The following is a 14,425-nucleotide window of genomic DNA, read 5'->3' as shown; positions in this document are numbered from 1 at the left end:
ATCTGGATTTATTTCGCGCTCAACGAATTACACCCCTGTAGCAGCAACTCGATGCCGCTTCCCCCGGGTTAAAACAAACCGCTTATTCAGAATTTCCTGAGCCGCGCATAACCTGCGTCTGGTTAGCTCGGCGGCGGCGGGCCAAGAGCAGTCCCGCGCCGATCGCGGTCAGGATAACGGACGCCAGTTCGGGCGCCGCACCGGTCCTGGTCGCGATCGTCGCCGTGTCGCGCAATGGTAGCTGGGCGACCAGCGCCGCGGGGACGACTTGGTCGGAGTGCTGCGTGAGAGTGCCGTCGGCGGTGATGATTCCACTGACCCCGGTGGTTGCCGCGACCACGAGCGCCCGCCCGTGTTCGACCGCGCGCACCCGCGACATCGCCAATTGCTGATACGTCATTTCACTCTCGCCGAAGGTGGCGTTGTTGGTCGGGACAGTCAGCAATTGCGCGCCCGCGGCAAGGGATTCCCGGAATGCCCGGTCGAAGGCGACCTCATAACAGGTGGCGACGCCGATTCGGACATTCGCGGCAGTGACGGTGCCGTCGCCGTGGCCGGGTACGAAATAGCCCGCGCGATCGGCATAGGAAGAGAACAAACGGAAGAAACTTCGCATCGGCAGGTATTCGCCGAACGGCTGGATGATTTTCTTGTCGTGGCGCTCCCCCGGTCCGGCGGCACCGTTCCAGACGATCACCGAGTTGGTGGTGGTCCGGTCTCCGTTCACCAGGACCGCGCCGACGAGGATCGGGGCGCCGATGCGCTCGGAGGCGCGGGTGATAGCCGCGGCCGCGTCGGCATTGCGCAGCGGGTCGATATCGGAGGAGTTCTCGGGCCAGATCACGATGTCGGGTTTGCGCTCCAGGCCGCGTGCGACGCTGTCGGCAAGCTCCTCGGTGCGGCGGACATGGTTGTCGAGGACGGCGCGGCGCTGAGCGTTGAAGTCGAGGCCGAGCCGGGGCACGCTGCCCTGGATGGCGGCGACCGTGATCGTGCGCAGACCGTCGTCGGGGGCGGGCAGGGTGGGGCGCAGCGCGAGCCCGGCCAGCGGCGCGACGATCACGGCGAGACCGGTCAGCGCGATGCCCTTGTCGACAGTGCGCTGTCCGGCGCGCACCCGCAGCACGAGGGCGGCGAGCGCGGTGCCGGTGAGGGCCACCGCGAAGCCGATCAGCGGGGCGCCACCGTAGGCCGCAAGGGGCAGGTACCACCCGTCGGCCTGCCCGAAAGCTATTCTCCCCCACGGGAATCCACCGAAGGGAACATTCGAGCGCGCCCATTCGGTCGCCGTCCACGCCAGCGCCAGCCACACGGGCCATCCGCGGAGTCCGCCGAGCCACCGCGCGAGCACGCCCCAGAGCCCGAAGAACACCGCGCACGCCGTCGACAACGCCAGCCACGGCACGGGGCCCACGTAGATCCCGGTCCACGGCAGCAACGGCAGGAAGAACGCCAGCCCGCCGAGCATCCCGTACCCGAACGCGGCCCGCACCCTGCTCGTTCCGTGGACGGCGAGCGTCAGCAGCGCGACGGCGAACGGCGCGAGAAACCACAGCGGCCGCGGCGGAAAACTGGCGAACAGCAGCACCCCACCGAGCACCGCCAGGGCCATCCGCCCGAACACGGCCCCAGCCGTCGCCGTCCCCACCGCTCGATCGGAACCGGCATCGCCTTCCCGCCCCGCGCTCCGCTCCGACGGCGACGTGCCGTCGGGTCCGTGAGTATCGCTCGTTTCGGATGCGGGCCGGTGCGTCGACCTTCCCGGCTCAGTGGAGCGGACGTCGACAGTGCCCGCTTCCGGCACGGAAGGACTTTCGTGCTCCTTGTCGCCGGGATACGCAGGTCCCTCGGCCGGTCCCGATGGCTCGGTGGGTAGGGGCCGGTCGCCGGTGGCGGGGTCGATCATGGTGTCGCGCTCCGTGATTCGTGGCTGGTCGGCTCAGGCCGCGTAGATGGTCGTGCCGTTGTGCACGGTGCGCAGACAGGTCGGGAGGGGCGCGTCCGGGTCGAGGGCGGGCAGGCCGGGGACGCGCGAGCGCGGATCGGTCGACCAGCGCTGGACGGTGTCGGCGGCCGCGGCGACGACGAGGTCGCCCGCCTCCCAGACCGCGTAGGAGGCCGGTGCGCCGGGGACGAGGGTGCCCGCCATCCCGTCGCGGACACCGCCCGCGCGCCAGGCGCCACGGGTGGCGGCGGCGAAGGCGGCGCGCGGCGAGAGTCCGTGCCCGGAGGTGCGGTGGTGCACTGCGGCACGGATCTGCACCCAGGGATTCAGGGTCGTCACGGGGGCGTCGGAGCCGATGGCCAGTGAGATCCCGGCGGCCGCCATCGCGGCGAACGGATTGAGCCCGGCGGCCCGCTCGGCGCCGAGGCGGGTGGCGTACATGCCGTCGGTTCCACCCCAGGCGGCGTCGAAGCCCGGTTGCACCGACAGGATCACCCCGAGCCGGGCCAGCTGTTCGATCGCGGCGGCGTCGGTCATCTCGGCGTGCTCGACCCGGTGCCCGCGCGCGGCGACGGCGGGACCGCCGAGTTCGCTCGAGACCCGGGCGAATCCGTCGACCACCAGGTCCATGGCCGCGTCGCCGATGGCGTGGAACCCGGCCTGGATCCCGGCTTCGGTGCAGGCGCGCAGGTGGTCGGTGACGGCATCGGCGTCGAGGAAGTTCTTCCCGCAGCCGGCGGCGTCGGCGTACGGTTCGCGCAGCAGCGCGGTGTGTGAGCCGAGCGACCCGTCGACGAACAGGTCGCCGCCGAGTCCGTGCACGCCGAGTTCGCCGAGCAGCGCGCGCGCCTCGTCCGCGCCGCGCACGGCCTGGCCCCAGTAGGCGCGCACCTGCACGCCGTGGTCGAAGGCGAGCAGTTCACGCACGTCGTCGCGGCTCGAGATGTCGGGTCCGGCGCATTCGTGCACGGCCACGATGCCGTGCGCGGCGGCGCTGTCGAGGGCGGCGGTGCGGGCCGAATCCCGTTGGGCGCGAGACAGTCCGGCCAGGGCGACGGCACGTACCCGGTGGTGGGCGACGGCGCGCAGCGGTTCGCCACGGTCGCCGGACTCACCGGCGGCATCGAGCAGCGCCGACGACGCGACGGCCGAGTGCGCGTCGATGCGCGCGAGGTAGACCGGCCTGCCCGGCCCGGCGGCCTCGTCGAGTTCGGCGACCGTCGGCGGCCGCTGCTCTGGCCAGGTGGTGTCGTCCCAGCCGTCCCCGATGATCACCCCGTCCGGCTGGCGTACCGCGTGGGCACGGACCGCGTCGAGGAGGTCGGCCAGCGAGCGAGCGCCGCGCAGATCCAGCCCGGTGAGCCGCAGTCCCAGGGCGGTGACGTGGACGTGCGGGTCGACGAACGCGGGCGCGACGAACGCGCCGTCGAGGTCGATGATCTCCGCGTCGGGGTGCATGGCACGCCCGGGCGCCTCGGCGCCGAGCCACACCACGGTGCCGTCGGTGACCGCCATCGCGGTCGCGTCCGGGGAACTGGAACTGTAGAAACGACCGCCGATCAGCAACTGGGTACTCACGGTGCCCCAGTCTGCCGTATCGGCGGATCGTCAGGTCGGCAGGGACAGCACGGCGCACACGTCGGCGTCGCCGAGTCCCGCCGGTGTGTGTCCGCCCGCTCGGGCGGCGATCAGTTCCAACCGCCACGCGGCGGTGGTGAAGTCCGACATCGACTGTCCGGCAGCGGTACTCGCTCGGCGTACCGCGTCGGCCAGTTCCTCGCTCACCGTGACGGTGATCTGCTCGGTGGCCATGCGGGTCACTGTAGACCGTCGGCGCGGGTCGGTCAGGCGGAACCCAGCGCGCGGGGGCCGCGGGTGTGACCGTCGTCGTACCACTGGCCGACGACGTCGCCGTCGACCACGTCACCCCCGGCGTCGACGACCACGCCACGGTAGGGCGAAGGCGCGAAGGAGGGCAGCGGGCCGAAGCGCCGGGTGCCGAGCTTCTCGAGGACCGGGCGCAGCAGCGCGCGGGTGGGCGGGAACAGGGCCAGCAGGCCGAGCACCCCGGTGATCAGACCCGGCACGAACAGCAGGACCGATCCGGTCGCGACGAGCAGCCCGTCGGCGACCGCGCTCTCCGCGCTCACCTCACCGCGCGAGGCCCGGCGGAACCGGTCGAACACCCGCCGCCCCTGCTTGGCGAGCAGGGCCAGTCCCACACCGGAGACCGCGACGAGCACCAGCAGTGCCCACCCGACCCCGATCACCTGGGCGAGGCCGACGAGGGCGGCGATCTCGACGACGAGGTAGAGCACGAACAGCAGGGCGGTCATGGTGATCCTTTCGGACGATCTACCCGTTCAACGCACGAGCACGCGCTTTTTCTCCCGGCCCGTGGCCGATCACTCACCCTCCGGGCCGCACCAGCCCGGTCTCGTACGCCAGCACCACCGCCTGCACCCGGTCGCGCAGCCCCAGTTTGGTGAGCACCCGGCCCACGTGTGTCTTCACGGTGGCTTCGGACAGGAACAGTGCGGCGGCGATCTCGGCGTTGCTCTGTCCGGCGGCGATCTGCTCGAGCACCTCGCGTTCGCGGACGGTGAGCACGTCGAGCACCGACGGGTCGCGCAGCCCGGCCGGGTCGTCGGCGACGAGGCGGTCGAGCAGTCGTTTGGTCACTTTGGGTGACACCACAGCGTCACCGGCGGCGACACTGCGGATCGCCGAGACGAGGTCTTCCGGCGGGGTGTCTTTGAGCAGGAAGCCGCTCGCCCCCGCGCGCAGCGCGCCGAGGGCGTGTTCGTCGAGGTCGAAGGTGGTCATCACGAGCACGCGCACGCCGTCACCGGCGGCGACGATGCGGCCGGTGGCGGTGACACCGTCGACCACCGGCATGCGCACATCCATCAGCACGACGTCGGGGCGCAAGTCCCCGGCACGGCGGACGGCTTCCTCGCCGTTGGCCGCTTCGCCGACGACCTCGATGTCGGGGTGGGCGCCGAGGACCATTTTCAGGCCCATCCGCATGAGTTCCTGATCGTCCACCACGAGCACACTGATCGGCATTCCCTCACCCTAACGGCCCGTTCAATCGGTTTCGGCGCGTAGCGGGAGGCGGGCGCTCACCTGCCAGCGCCCGTCGGGCAGCTTGCCCGCGTGCAGGGTGCCGCCGAGCACCGCGACGCGTTCGCGCATGCCGACCAGGCCCATACCGCCACCGTGAATCGAGCTCTCCTGCACGGGAACTCCGCCGCTGTCGGTGATCTCGACCAGGATCTCCTCGGCGCCGCGCTGCACCCGCACCACGGCCTTGGCGCTCGCACCGGCGTGCCGGAGGGTGTTGGTGAGCGACTCCTGCACGATGCGGTGCACGCCGAGGCTCACCTCGGGAGCGATGTCGTCGAGTTCACCGGTGAGCTCGAGGTCGACGGCCAGGCCGGCCTCACGCATCATCTGCGCCAGTTGCGCGATGCCCGCGCTGCCGTGCTGGGGCAGCAGTTCGGGTGCGTGCTCGGTGCGCAACAGGGCGACGGTGCGGCGCAGTTCGCGCAGGGCGTCGCGGCCGGTACCCGCGATCGTCGACAGCGCGCGTTCGGCCGCGTCCGGGTCGGTGCGCAGGGCGTATTTCGCGCCGTCGGCCTGCACGATGATGACGCTCACCGCGTGCGCGACCACGTCGTGGAGTTCGCGGGCGATGCGGGTGCGTTCGGCGGCGACGGCCTCGTGGGCGCGGCGTTCCTTGTCGTAGTCGGCGACGGCGAGCCGCGCGGTGACCTCGGCGTCGTAGGCGTGCCGGGCGCCGTTGAACTCCGCCAGCGTCCAGCACAGCGCGTAGATGGCGCCGACGAGGATCAGGTCGCCGCCCTTGGGCTCCCGCAACAGCAGCACCGACAGACTCAGATCGAGGGCGAGGAAGCCCACGTAGATCAGCCCGTCACGGCGTCCGACGTAGGCCACCAGCGTGTAGAGCATCACCCCGAGCCCGATCAGCGCCACATGCGGTGCGGTGCTCTCGTTCAGCAGGTAGGCGGTGAACGTGCACAGCAGCGACAGCACGAGCAACACCGCGGCCATCGCTCGCGGGTACAGACGGCGCAGCACCACCGGCAACGGCAACAGCACGGACAGCGCGAGGTAGACGACCTTGTTCCTGGCCTCGCCCACGCCGAGGACGTCGAAGCACAGCAGCATCGCCGCGAGGAGGGAGTCGGCGACGATGGGTCGGCCGCGGAGCCACAGACTGAACCGGCGCACCGGCCAAGCCTAGGCGCCCGCTGGCTTTCCGGCCGTGATCTTGATTGCCTTGACGCGTGCAACTCGGAGACTGGACGGTGCTACTGGTGGCCGCGGCGGCGGCGGGCTGGGTCGACGCGGTGGTCGGCGGCGGCGGGCTGATCATCCTGCCCACCCTGTTGCTGGTCGCCCCCGGCATCGCACCGCAGACGGCGCTCGGCACGAACAAGATGGCCGCGCTGGCGGGAACAGCCACGGCGGTACTGACCTTCGCGCGCAAGGTGCCGATGCAGTGGAAGGTGCTGGTGCCCGGTGGGGTGATCGCCGCGATCACCGCCGCGTGCGGTGCGGCGGCCGTGTCGCTCATCGACCGCGAACTGTTCATCCCGATGGTGATGGTCGTGCTCGTCGGCGTGGCGATCTTCGTGACATTGCGCCCGAAGGTCGGGTTGACGATGGCGACGCACCCGCCGACGCGACGCAAGGTGATCCTGGTCGTCGCGCTCGCCTCGGGCCTGATCGGCCTCTACGACGGTTTGCTCGGCCCCGGCACCGGAACCTTCCTCATCATCACCTTCGCCACCCTGCTCGGCACCGAGTTCGTGCGCGCCGCGGCGATGGCGAAGGTCATCAATTGTGGGTCGAACGTTGGCGCGCTGCTGTATCTCGGCGCCACCGGGCACGTGCTGTGGGGGCTCGGCGCGGGCATGGCGGTGGCGAATATCGCCGGTGCCGTTGTGGGTTCGCGGATGGCGCTGGCCAAGGGCGCGGGCTTCGTCCGGGTGGTGCTGCTGGTTGTCGTCGTGGTGATGGTGGTGCGGCTGGGCTGGCAGCAGTTCGCCTAGCGCACCGCGTCGGGCTGGGCGGCCAGCCACGGTTGCAGCACCCGCGAAGTGGTTTCGTGGATCTTGCGGTGCAGGCGTTCACCGTCGTCGATGCTGTGCTGCGGTTGCTGGAACAGCACCGTCAACGCGCCCGAGACCGCGCCGACCACGGCGCCGACCAGGGCGGCGGCGCCGACCTCGTCGAGTTCGTGGGGAAACGCCAGGTGCAGTTGCCTGGCGATCTCGCGCTGGGCGACGAGCTGGGCATGCGCGGCGCGACCGCTCACCGACGGAACGGTGCGCGAGACGCGGGCGCGCAGGGCGGCGATGCGGGCGCCCAGGTCGTCGACGAGGTGTTCGCCGGGGTTGTCGCCCGCGGCGCGCAGGGCACGCAGCAACACCTCGACGGGTCGCTCCCCCGGCCTGCGGGTGGCGATGGCCGCGACCGCCGCGCGCACGCGGTCGTCGGGTTCGGGGAAGAGCAGTTCTTCCTTGCTGGCGAAGTAGTTGAAGAAGGTCCGGGTGCCGACCTCGGCCGCGGCCGCGATTTCGGCGACGGTGGTCTCCTCATAGCCTGCTGCCTCGAACAATTCGACGGCGGCCAGCAGAATCGCACGACGGGTTCGTTCCCTTTTTCGATCGCGGAGGGCAGATGGCGGCACGGCGGGCACCCTACGGCATCCGCGGGTTCTCCGGCGGGAGGATCGGGGCCCGCGCGTCACGGTTGTCGCTGCCACGGCCCGGTTTTCACGCAGGCCTGGGCACGTGTCGGTGGGAGCCGCTAGCGTAGTCGCGGTGAGTACCACGACTTCACACGAGGTGGACGAAGAGTTCCGCGCGCTCGGGCTCGCCGCGCTGGCCGAGGCCGCGTTGTCGGCGGCCCGCGCGGCGGGAGCCGAACATGCCGATCTACGGGTGCAGCGGTTGGTGACCCAGTCGATCCGGTTGCGCGACGGCCGGGTCGAGGCGGTCACCGATGCCACCGAACTCGGGTTGGCGGTGCGTGTGATCGTCGATGGCACCTGGGGTTTCGCGTCCCACGCCGCCCTCACCCCCGACACCGCCACCGAGGTGGCGCGTCGCGCGGTGACCGTCGCGCGAGCTCTGCGTTCGCTGAACCGGGAGCGGGTGGAGCTGGCCGACGAACCGGTCTACGACGACGTGTCCTGGGTGTCGGCCTACGATCTCGATCCGTTCGCGGTGCCGACGGCCGACAAAGTGGCGCTGCTGCAGGACTATTCGGGGCGGTTGTCCTCGGCCGACGGTGTCGACCATGTCACCGCCTCGGTGTTGCAGGTCAAGGAACAGACTTTCTATGCCGACACCGCGGGATCGTCGATCACCCAGCAGCGGGTGCGGTTGCATCCGGAACTGGAAGCGGTGACCGTCGACGCCGCGGCCGGGGTGTTCGAGACCATGCGTACCCTCGCCGCGCCGGCGGGTCGCGGGTGGGAGTACGTCACCGGCGCCGACGGAACCTGGGACTGGGCAGACGAACTCGCGCGGATCCCCGGCTGGCTGGCCGAGAAGGTGAAGGCGCCGTCGGTCGTGCCCGGTCCGACCGATCTGGTGATCGACCCGACCAACCTGTGGCTCACCATTCACGAATCCATCGGGCACGCCACCGAGTACGACCGGGCGATCGGCTACGAATCCGCTTATGCGGGTACCTCGTTCGCCACTCCCGACAAGCTGGGCACCTTGCGGTACGGCACACCGATCATGCATGTCACCGGTGACCGCACGCAGGTGAACGGGCTGGCCACCGTCGGTTACGACGACGAGGGTGTGGCGGGCCAGCGGTGGGATCTGGTGCGCGACGGTGTCCTCGTCGGCTATCAACTCGACCGTGTCTTCGCCCCGCGCCTCGGCCTGGACCGCTCCAACGGCTGCTCCTACGCCGATTCGCCGCACCATGTACCGATCCAGCGGATGGCGAATGTGTCGCTGCAACCGGATCCCGACAGCGACACGAGCACTGCCGAGCTGATCTCGCGGGTCGAGGACGGTCTCTACGTCGTAGGCGACAAATCCTGGTCGATCGATATGCAGCGCTACAACTTCCAGTTCACCGGACAGCGGTTCTTCCGGATCCGCAACGGGGAGCTGGCCGGACAGGTGCGTGATGTCGCCTACCAGGCCACGACAACCGATTTCTGGGGGTCGATGGAGGCGGTCGGCGGGCCGAGCACGTGGCAGCTGGGTGGGGCGTTCAATTGCGGTAAGGCTCAACCGGGTCAGGTGGCGGCGGTGAGTCACGGTTGCCCGTCGGTGCTGGTGCGCGGGGTCAATATTCTCAACACCCGGACGGAGGGCGGCCAGTGAGCGCGAGTGTGTTTCCGGCGGGGGCTGTGGTCGAGCAAGCACTTGCCGCGTCGACGGCCGACGAGGCGATCGTGCTCGTCACCGACGCGCACGAGGCGTCCCTGCGGTGGGCCGGCAATTCGATGACCACCAACGGTTCGTCGGTGTCGCGATCGTGGGCGGTGATCTCGATCTTCCGCGACGGACCGAATTCGGCTCGGGTGGGCTCGATCTCGTCGACCAGTGTCGATCCGGCCGACATCACGGCCGTCGTGCGGGCCGGTGAGGAGGCCGCGCGCACGGCCGAACCGGCCCAGGACGCCATGCCGCTGCTCGAGCCGACCGAGGACGATTCGGCCACCTGGGAGCAGGCGCCCGGTAGCACCGGGATCGAGGTGTTCGCCGGGCTGGCGCGCGATCTGTCGGCCGGGTTCGACGGCACCGACCGGCTCTACGGTTTCGCCCACCACCAGGTGCACACCACCTGGCTCGGCACCTCCACGGGCATCCGCCGCCGGTTCACCCAGCCCACGGGGTCGGTCGAGATCAATGGAAAGCGCGGGAAGGGCAGCGATCTCGCCAGCGCCTGGGTCGGCGTCGGCACACCCGATTTCGTTGATGTGGACACACCCGGGCTGCTGTCGGAGCTCTCGCGGCGCCTCGACTGGGCCGCCCGCCGGGTCGACCTGCCCGCGGGCCGCTACGAAACCTTGTTGCCGCCCTCGGCGGTCGCGGATCTGATGATCTACATGGCGTGGAGCATGGAGGGACGCGGCGCCCAGGAAGGGCACAACGCCTTCGCCCGTGCGGGCGGCACGCGTGTCGGTGAGCGACTCACCGACCTCCCGCTCACCCTGTATTCCGACCCGAAGGCGAGCGGCCTGGAGTACCGGCCGTTCGTGGCGACACCCTCCTCGTCGGAGTCGCTGTCGGTGTTCGACAACGGTCTGTCCGCGCGGCGTGTCGACTGGATCTCCGGCGGCGCCATCGAATCGCTGATCTACCCGCGCGCCACCGCCGCCGAATTCGGCACCACCGCAACGGTTCCCGGTGAGAACCTGCTGCTCACCGGCGGCGGCGACGCCACCCTGGACGACATGATCGCCCGCACCGAACGCGGCCTGCTGCTCACCTGCCTGTGGTACATCCGCGAGGTCGATCCGGCAACCCTGCTGCTCACCGGCCTCACCCGCGACGGTGTGTACCTCGTCGAAGACGGAAAAGTCACCGGCGCGGTGAACAACTTCCGCTTCAACGAGAGCCCCCTCGACCTGTTGCGGCGGGTCTCGGAAGCAGGCGCGACCGAGATCACTCTTCCTCGCGAATGGAAGGACTGGTTCAGTCGAACGGCTATGCCCCCGTTGCGGATTCCGGACTTCCACATGTCGTCGGTCAGCCAGGCGACCTGAGCCGAAGGGCCGGCGGTGCATGCCCGCACCGCCGGCCCAGGGTTCGCCTACGCGACCGCGCGACCCGGCAGTGGGCTCTAGCCCCAGTCGGCGAGACTGGTGGCGCTTCCCTCCGCCAGGTGCAGGATCACGTCCGCACCCTCGATGGTGTCGGGATCCAAGGGGAAGTAGCCCTGTTCGGGTTTCGTATCCGTCCGGATGTCGGCAGTGCCGAGGGTATCGGCGGCCACCAACCCCCAAGTGGGTGTTGCCTTCTGCAGAATGCCCTCGTACGTGCCCGGGTCGGGTTCGCCGAGTTCCAGGCCGGCGCTGCGCCCGAGGCTGCCGAGGATCGCCTGGTAGCGCTGCCCCATCAGTGCCGCGACGATCGCGCCCGCGCCCGACCAGGTGAGATTCATCGGGCCCATTCGCATGATGCTCGAGGTGCGGCGCAGGTGCAGGTTGTGGGCGCACACCAGGGTCGGGCCGCGTGAACTCTCGACGGTGCGGATGTCGAGGAGGTTCTCGGCCATCAGGGCGTCGCGGGTGGCGGACAGCGCCGACCAACGTTCGTCGTCGGGAAGAGGGTCGGCGGCTCGTGCGTGGTAGCGCAGCAGCCCGAGTCCGGTGATGAGATGGACTACGGCCCTGTGCCATTCGTCGAGCGAGGTGGCGGCGATTCGTTCCGGTGCCTTGGCATGGAGGCGGACGAGCAGGTCGTCGGCGATGACGCGCAGGCGCGCGGCATCGGTGCCCACGCCCACCGAGACGGCCGGGTCCATGATCGCCTCGGTGCAATTCCACCGGTCGTCCGCACCGGCCACCTCGCGGATGCCGAGATCGAGTTGCAGGTAGTCGCAGGCATATTCGAGGTAGGGGCGCGGACTCGGTGCGTACATGGTTTCCATCGCGCCGTCGAAACCGTGGATGCTCACGCGGTCCTCGGGCGGCAGTTCGGCGTTGTGGGCGTGTAGCCGGACCACCATTTCCCGGTTGGCGTCGAAGGCGCCGAAACCATGCGTGAACCCGGTCCTCATCACCTCGTCGAGGGTGCCGACGCCGTGGCGCACATAGTCGTCCACGGTGAGGGCGGCAGCCCGGTCCGTTTCCAGGGCGATGGACCGGAAACCTCCGTCTACCAGTTCTCCGAACAATTCGTTGCGTACGGCCGCGAAGCCCGGTTCCTTGTGCGTGGGTTCGCCGAATGCGAGGAGCTCGCAGGTGGACGGGATGATGTTCCAGATTCTCCGACTCATGTGAGTACATCGTATCGCTGAAGAAACGATGTAAACCTGGCCTGGCTTTCTTCGATATCCAGCCGAGTAAAGTCTCAAACTGTGAGGAATCTGCGTCCGTCGGATCTAGCCCAGGAGCACGGCATCTCCACCCAGGCGGTGCGCAACTACGAACAGGAGGGGTGTCTCCCACCCGCCGACCGCACCCCTGCCGGTTACCGCGTCTACACAGAGCTCCACGCGGCCGCTCTGCGCACCTACCTCACCTTGGTCTCCGCCTTCGGCCATGCCACCGCGAGTCGCATCATGCGTGCGCTGCACGACGACCGCCTCGACACGGCTCTCACCGAGATCGACCGTGCTCACGCTCGTCTACTCGAGGACCGCGAAACTCTCGCCTCTGTCCGCCGCGCGGTCGACCACCTCACGAGCGAATCATCCTTCTCCACAGTGGATTCCGAGGCTGCGTACACCATCGGTGAACTCGCCGGGCATCTGCGGCTCACCCCTGCCACGCTCCGAGCTTGGGAAGCGGCAGGCATCCTCTTGCCTGTCCGCGATTCCGCCACCGGCTACCGGATGTACACGTCCACCGACCGTCGTGACGCTCATCTGGCGGCGATTCTCCGTCGCGGTGGTTACCGGCTCGAGCACATCGCGGTCGTCATTGCGCAGATCCGTGGGGCAGGGAGTACCGAGGGTCTGATTGCTGCTTTGAGCGGATGGGAGGGCAAGCTGTCCGAGCAGGGGCTTGCGATGCTTGATGCGGGGGGTGTGTTTCGTGGGTATGTGGGTGTGCTCGGCGTGTAAGTGATTGTCTTGGAACGATGTTCGTGACTGATGGACTGGTGGTCTTGGGTACCGGTCGGGGCTTTCACGTACTGCAGGTTCGGCCCGACTGGACGGCTCGAGTGGTGCCACCTAGCGGATTCCTGGTGGTGTGGAACGCCCTCGGTGTTTGTGCACCACGGAGGTATTGGGCTGTATTTTTGGAGCGCTGGCGCGCTCGAGCGCGGCCCCTGAGGGGCCACGCGAACAGCGCTCGAGACTCGCGCTTCGCGCATGCGCTTCGAGCGCTGTTCGCGCGGCCGGGCCGCTGCGCCGCTTCGCGGCGGACCCTCCTCGAGGTCGGGTCGTGCGGGGTTGGGAGTGTGTCATGGCGGACTCGAGTGGTCCCCGCCTCACACCCTCTCGAGCACCGCCGAGGCCCCGATCCCACCTGCCGCGCAAATGCCCAACAGCGCGGTCTCTTTCCCGCTCCGAGCCAGCTCATTGGCCATAGTCGTCACCATTCGGGCACCGGTGGCGCCGAACGGATGCCCGAGCGAGATGGAGCCGCCGTGCACGTTCAAGGTGTCGATATCGACGGACCCCACCGCTTCATCGCGGTCGAGCCGGTTCTTGGCCCACTCCGTACTCTCCAACATACGAAGCACCGAAAGGGTCTGCGCTGCGAAGGCTTCATGGATATCGACGAGGTCGATATCGCCCAGGGACATACCCGCCTTGTCGAGCGCACGCGGCATCGAGATCGCCGGTCCGATGAGCACCTGGTCCGCTGGGTCGACGCTCACATAACTCCACGACCGGAATGCGGCCAGTGGCGTGAGGCCCAGCGCCCGAGCCTTCTCCTCGCTCATCAACAACACCGCCGACGCACCATCGGTGAGCGGGCTCGCGTTACCTGCGGTGACGGTGCCGTTCTCGGCGAACACCGGCTTCAGCGCGGCAAGCTTCTCCACGCTCGTATTCGCACGAACCAGACCGTCGGTCTCGATCCGTTTGCCGGACGGCGTCTCGATCGGCACGACCTCGTCATCGAATCGGCCCGAGGCGATAGCGGCGGCGGCGCGCTGGTGGGAGCGGGCGGCGAAAGCGTCCTGGTCGGCGCGGGAGATGCCGTTGATCCTTGCCATCTTCTCGGCGGACTCACCCATCACCTCACCGGTGGTCCGCTCGGAGATCTTCGGCTGACGCGGCAGGATGTCGGTGAACGGCGCGAGCTGACGCACCACGTCGAGGTAGTCCTTGGCCGACGGTTTCCCAAGGGCGACCGGCGCGACCGCGTGCACCACCTTCTGCGGCAGCTTGATCTCGGCGTTGCTGGTCGAGTCGCTGCCGCCCGCGATCATGATGTCGTATTCGCCGCGTTCGATCGCCGCGGCCGCCGAGGTGACAGCCTGCAGACCCGACGCGCACGCCCGCGTCACGGTGTATCCCTCGCACCCGAAATCCAGGTTCAGATCCAGGGCCACCTCGCGCGCGATATTCGGCGCGTGGCTCGGCAGGATCACCCCGCCCCACACGATGGACTGGATCTCGGCGGGCGCGATGCCGGTGCGCGCGAGCAGACCGCGCACCGCCGCACCGGCCAGGGCGATACTGTCGAGCCGGGTCAGGTCGGTGAACGCGCGGACGAACGGGGTGCGGGCACCCGCGATCACGACGGCGCGGCGGCGGTTCTCGGCCATGGGGGTCCTTTCGTCTGAACCC

At 69.3% G+C, this 14,425-nt stretch carries 13 protein-coding genes; 4 read left to right on the top strand and 9 right to left on the bottom strand.

Translation table 11 applies throughout. From position 1 onward, the window contains the following. Positions 1-82: 82 nt before the first annotated feature. From lnt to AB0F86_RS05000, 6 genes are all read right to left on the bottom strand, one after another. Positions 83-1,612, bottom strand: a complete 1,530-nt coding sequence (lnt, locus tag AB0F86_RS05025) for an apolipoprotein N-acyltransferase (protein WP_356983729.1) — start codon at positions 1,610-1,612, stop codon at positions 83-85. A 327-nt stretch (positions 1,613-1,939) separates the two neighbouring features. Continuing rightward, complete coding sequence (locus AB0F86_RS05020) at positions 1,940-3,523, bottom strand: amidohydrolase (protein WP_356982097.1); 1,584 nt, start codon at positions 3,521-3,523, stop codon at positions 1,940-1,942. A gap of 30 nt (positions 3,524-3,553) precedes the next feature. After that, a complete protein-coding gene (locus AB0F86_RS05015; RefSeq protein ID WP_067492208.1) occupies positions 3,554-3,757 on the bottom strand; it encodes a hypothetical protein in 204 nt (67 codons plus the stop codon). Between the two features lie 32 nt (positions 3,758-3,789). Further along, positions 3,790-4,281 carry an FxsA family protein gene (locus tag AB0F86_RS05010; RefSeq protein ID WP_356982095.1) on the bottom strand — a complete coding sequence of 164 codons (492 nt, stop codon included), beginning with the start codon at positions 4,279-4,281 and terminating at the stop codon, positions 3,790-3,792. A 73-nt stretch (positions 4,282-4,354) separates the two neighbouring features. Then, positions 4,355-5,014, bottom strand: a complete 660-nt coding sequence (locus AB0F86_RS05005; protein ID WP_356982093.1) for a response regulator transcription factor — start codon at positions 5,012-5,014, stop codon at positions 4,355-4,357. Between the two features lie 21 nt (positions 5,015-5,035). Continuing rightward, positions 5,036-6,202, bottom strand: coding sequence for a histidine kinase (locus AB0F86_RS05000; RefSeq protein ID WP_356982092.1), 1,167 nt, complete (start codon positions 6,200-6,202; stop codon positions 5,036-5,038). A 56-nt stretch (positions 6,203-6,258) separates the two neighbouring features. Between AB0F86_RS05000 and AB0F86_RS04995 the strand changes: the two genes are divergently transcribed. Next, on the top strand, positions 6,259-7,026 hold the full coding sequence (locus tag AB0F86_RS04995; protein ID WP_067635509.1) for a TSUP family transporter: 768 nt from the start codon (positions 6,259-6,261) through the stop codon (positions 7,024-7,026). Here the strand turns inward: AB0F86_RS04995 and AB0F86_RS04990 are convergent. Further along, positions 7,023-7,667, bottom strand: coding sequence for a TetR family transcriptional regulator (locus tag AB0F86_RS04990; protein WP_303745828.1), 645 nt, complete (start codon positions 7,665-7,667; stop codon positions 7,023-7,025). The two genes, AB0F86_RS04995 and AB0F86_RS04990, sit on opposite strands and share 4 nt — an antisense overlap. 133 nt (positions 7,668-7,800) lie before the next feature. On the opposite strand from AB0F86_RS04990, the gene AB0F86_RS04985 reads away from it, so the two are divergent. Further along, positions 7,801-9,330 carry a TldD/PmbA family protein gene (locus AB0F86_RS04985; protein WP_356982090.1) on the top strand — a complete coding sequence of 510 codons (1,530 nt, stop codon included), beginning with the start codon at positions 7,801-7,803 and terminating at the stop codon, positions 9,328-9,330. Positions 9,331-9,338: 8 nt separating this feature from the next. Then, positions 9,339-10,718, top strand: a complete 1,380-nt coding sequence (locus AB0F86_RS04980; RefSeq protein ID WP_356983727.1) for a TldD/PmbA family protein — start codon at positions 9,339-9,341, stop codon at positions 10,716-10,718. A gap of 77 nt (positions 10,719-10,795) precedes the next feature. On the opposite strand, the gene AB0F86_RS04975 is transcribed toward AB0F86_RS04980, so the two are convergent. Next, complete coding sequence (locus tag AB0F86_RS04975) at positions 10,796-11,953, bottom strand: erythromycin esterase family protein (protein WP_356982089.1); 1,158 nt, start codon at positions 11,951-11,953, stop codon at positions 10,796-10,798. Between the two features lie 81 nt (positions 11,954-12,034). Between AB0F86_RS04975 and AB0F86_RS04970 the strand changes: the two genes are divergently transcribed. Then, positions 12,035-12,742, top strand: coding sequence for a MerR family transcriptional regulator (locus tag AB0F86_RS04970; protein ID WP_356982087.1), 708 nt, complete (start codon positions 12,035-12,037; stop codon positions 12,740-12,742). 371 nt (positions 12,743-13,113) lie between these two features. Here the strand turns inward: AB0F86_RS04970 and AB0F86_RS04965 are convergent, their stop codons facing one another. Beyond that, positions 13,114-14,403: an acetyl-CoA C-acyltransferase gene (locus AB0F86_RS04965; RefSeq protein ID WP_181696345.1), complete on the bottom strand. Its 1,290-nt coding sequence runs from the start codon at positions 14,401-14,403 to the stop codon at positions 13,114-13,116. Positions 14,404-14,425 lie beyond the last annotated feature (22 nt).

This window comes from Nocardia sp. NPDC023733 (assembly GCF_040639775.1).
Taxonomy (GTDB): Bacteria; Actinomycetota; Actinomycetes; order Mycobacteriales; family Mycobacteriaceae; genus Nocardia; species Nocardia rosealba.
The sequence above is the reverse complement of the archived record's forward strand: the minus strand, read 5'-3'. Positions and strand labels throughout refer to the sequence as shown.

Bases quoted from the DNA above. Each gene is read 5' to 3' on its own strand.
- AB0F86_RS05015 (WP_067492208.1), bottom strand. From the start codon at position 3,757: ATGGCCACCGAGCAGATCACCGTCACGGTGAGCGAGGAACTGGCCGAC.
- AB0F86_RS04965 (WP_181696345.1), bottom strand. From the start codon at position 14,403: ATGGCCGAGAACCGCCGCCGCGCCGTCGTGATCGCGGGTGCCCGCACC.
- AB0F86_RS05005 (WP_356982093.1), bottom strand. From the start codon at position 5,014: ATGCCGATCAGTGTGCTCGTGGTGGACGATCAGGAACTCATGCGGATG.
- lnt (WP_356983729.1), bottom strand. From the start codon at position 1,612: ATGGCCCTGGCGGTGCTCGGTGGGGTGCTGCTGTTCGCCAGTTTTCCG.
- AB0F86_RS05010 (WP_356982095.1), bottom strand. From the start codon at position 4,281: ATGACCGCCCTGCTGTTCGTGCTCTACCTCGTCGTCGAGATCGCCGCC.
- AB0F86_RS04975 (WP_356982089.1), bottom strand. From the start codon at position 11,953: ATGAGTCGGAGAATCTGGAACATCATCCCGTCCACCTGCGAGCTCCTC.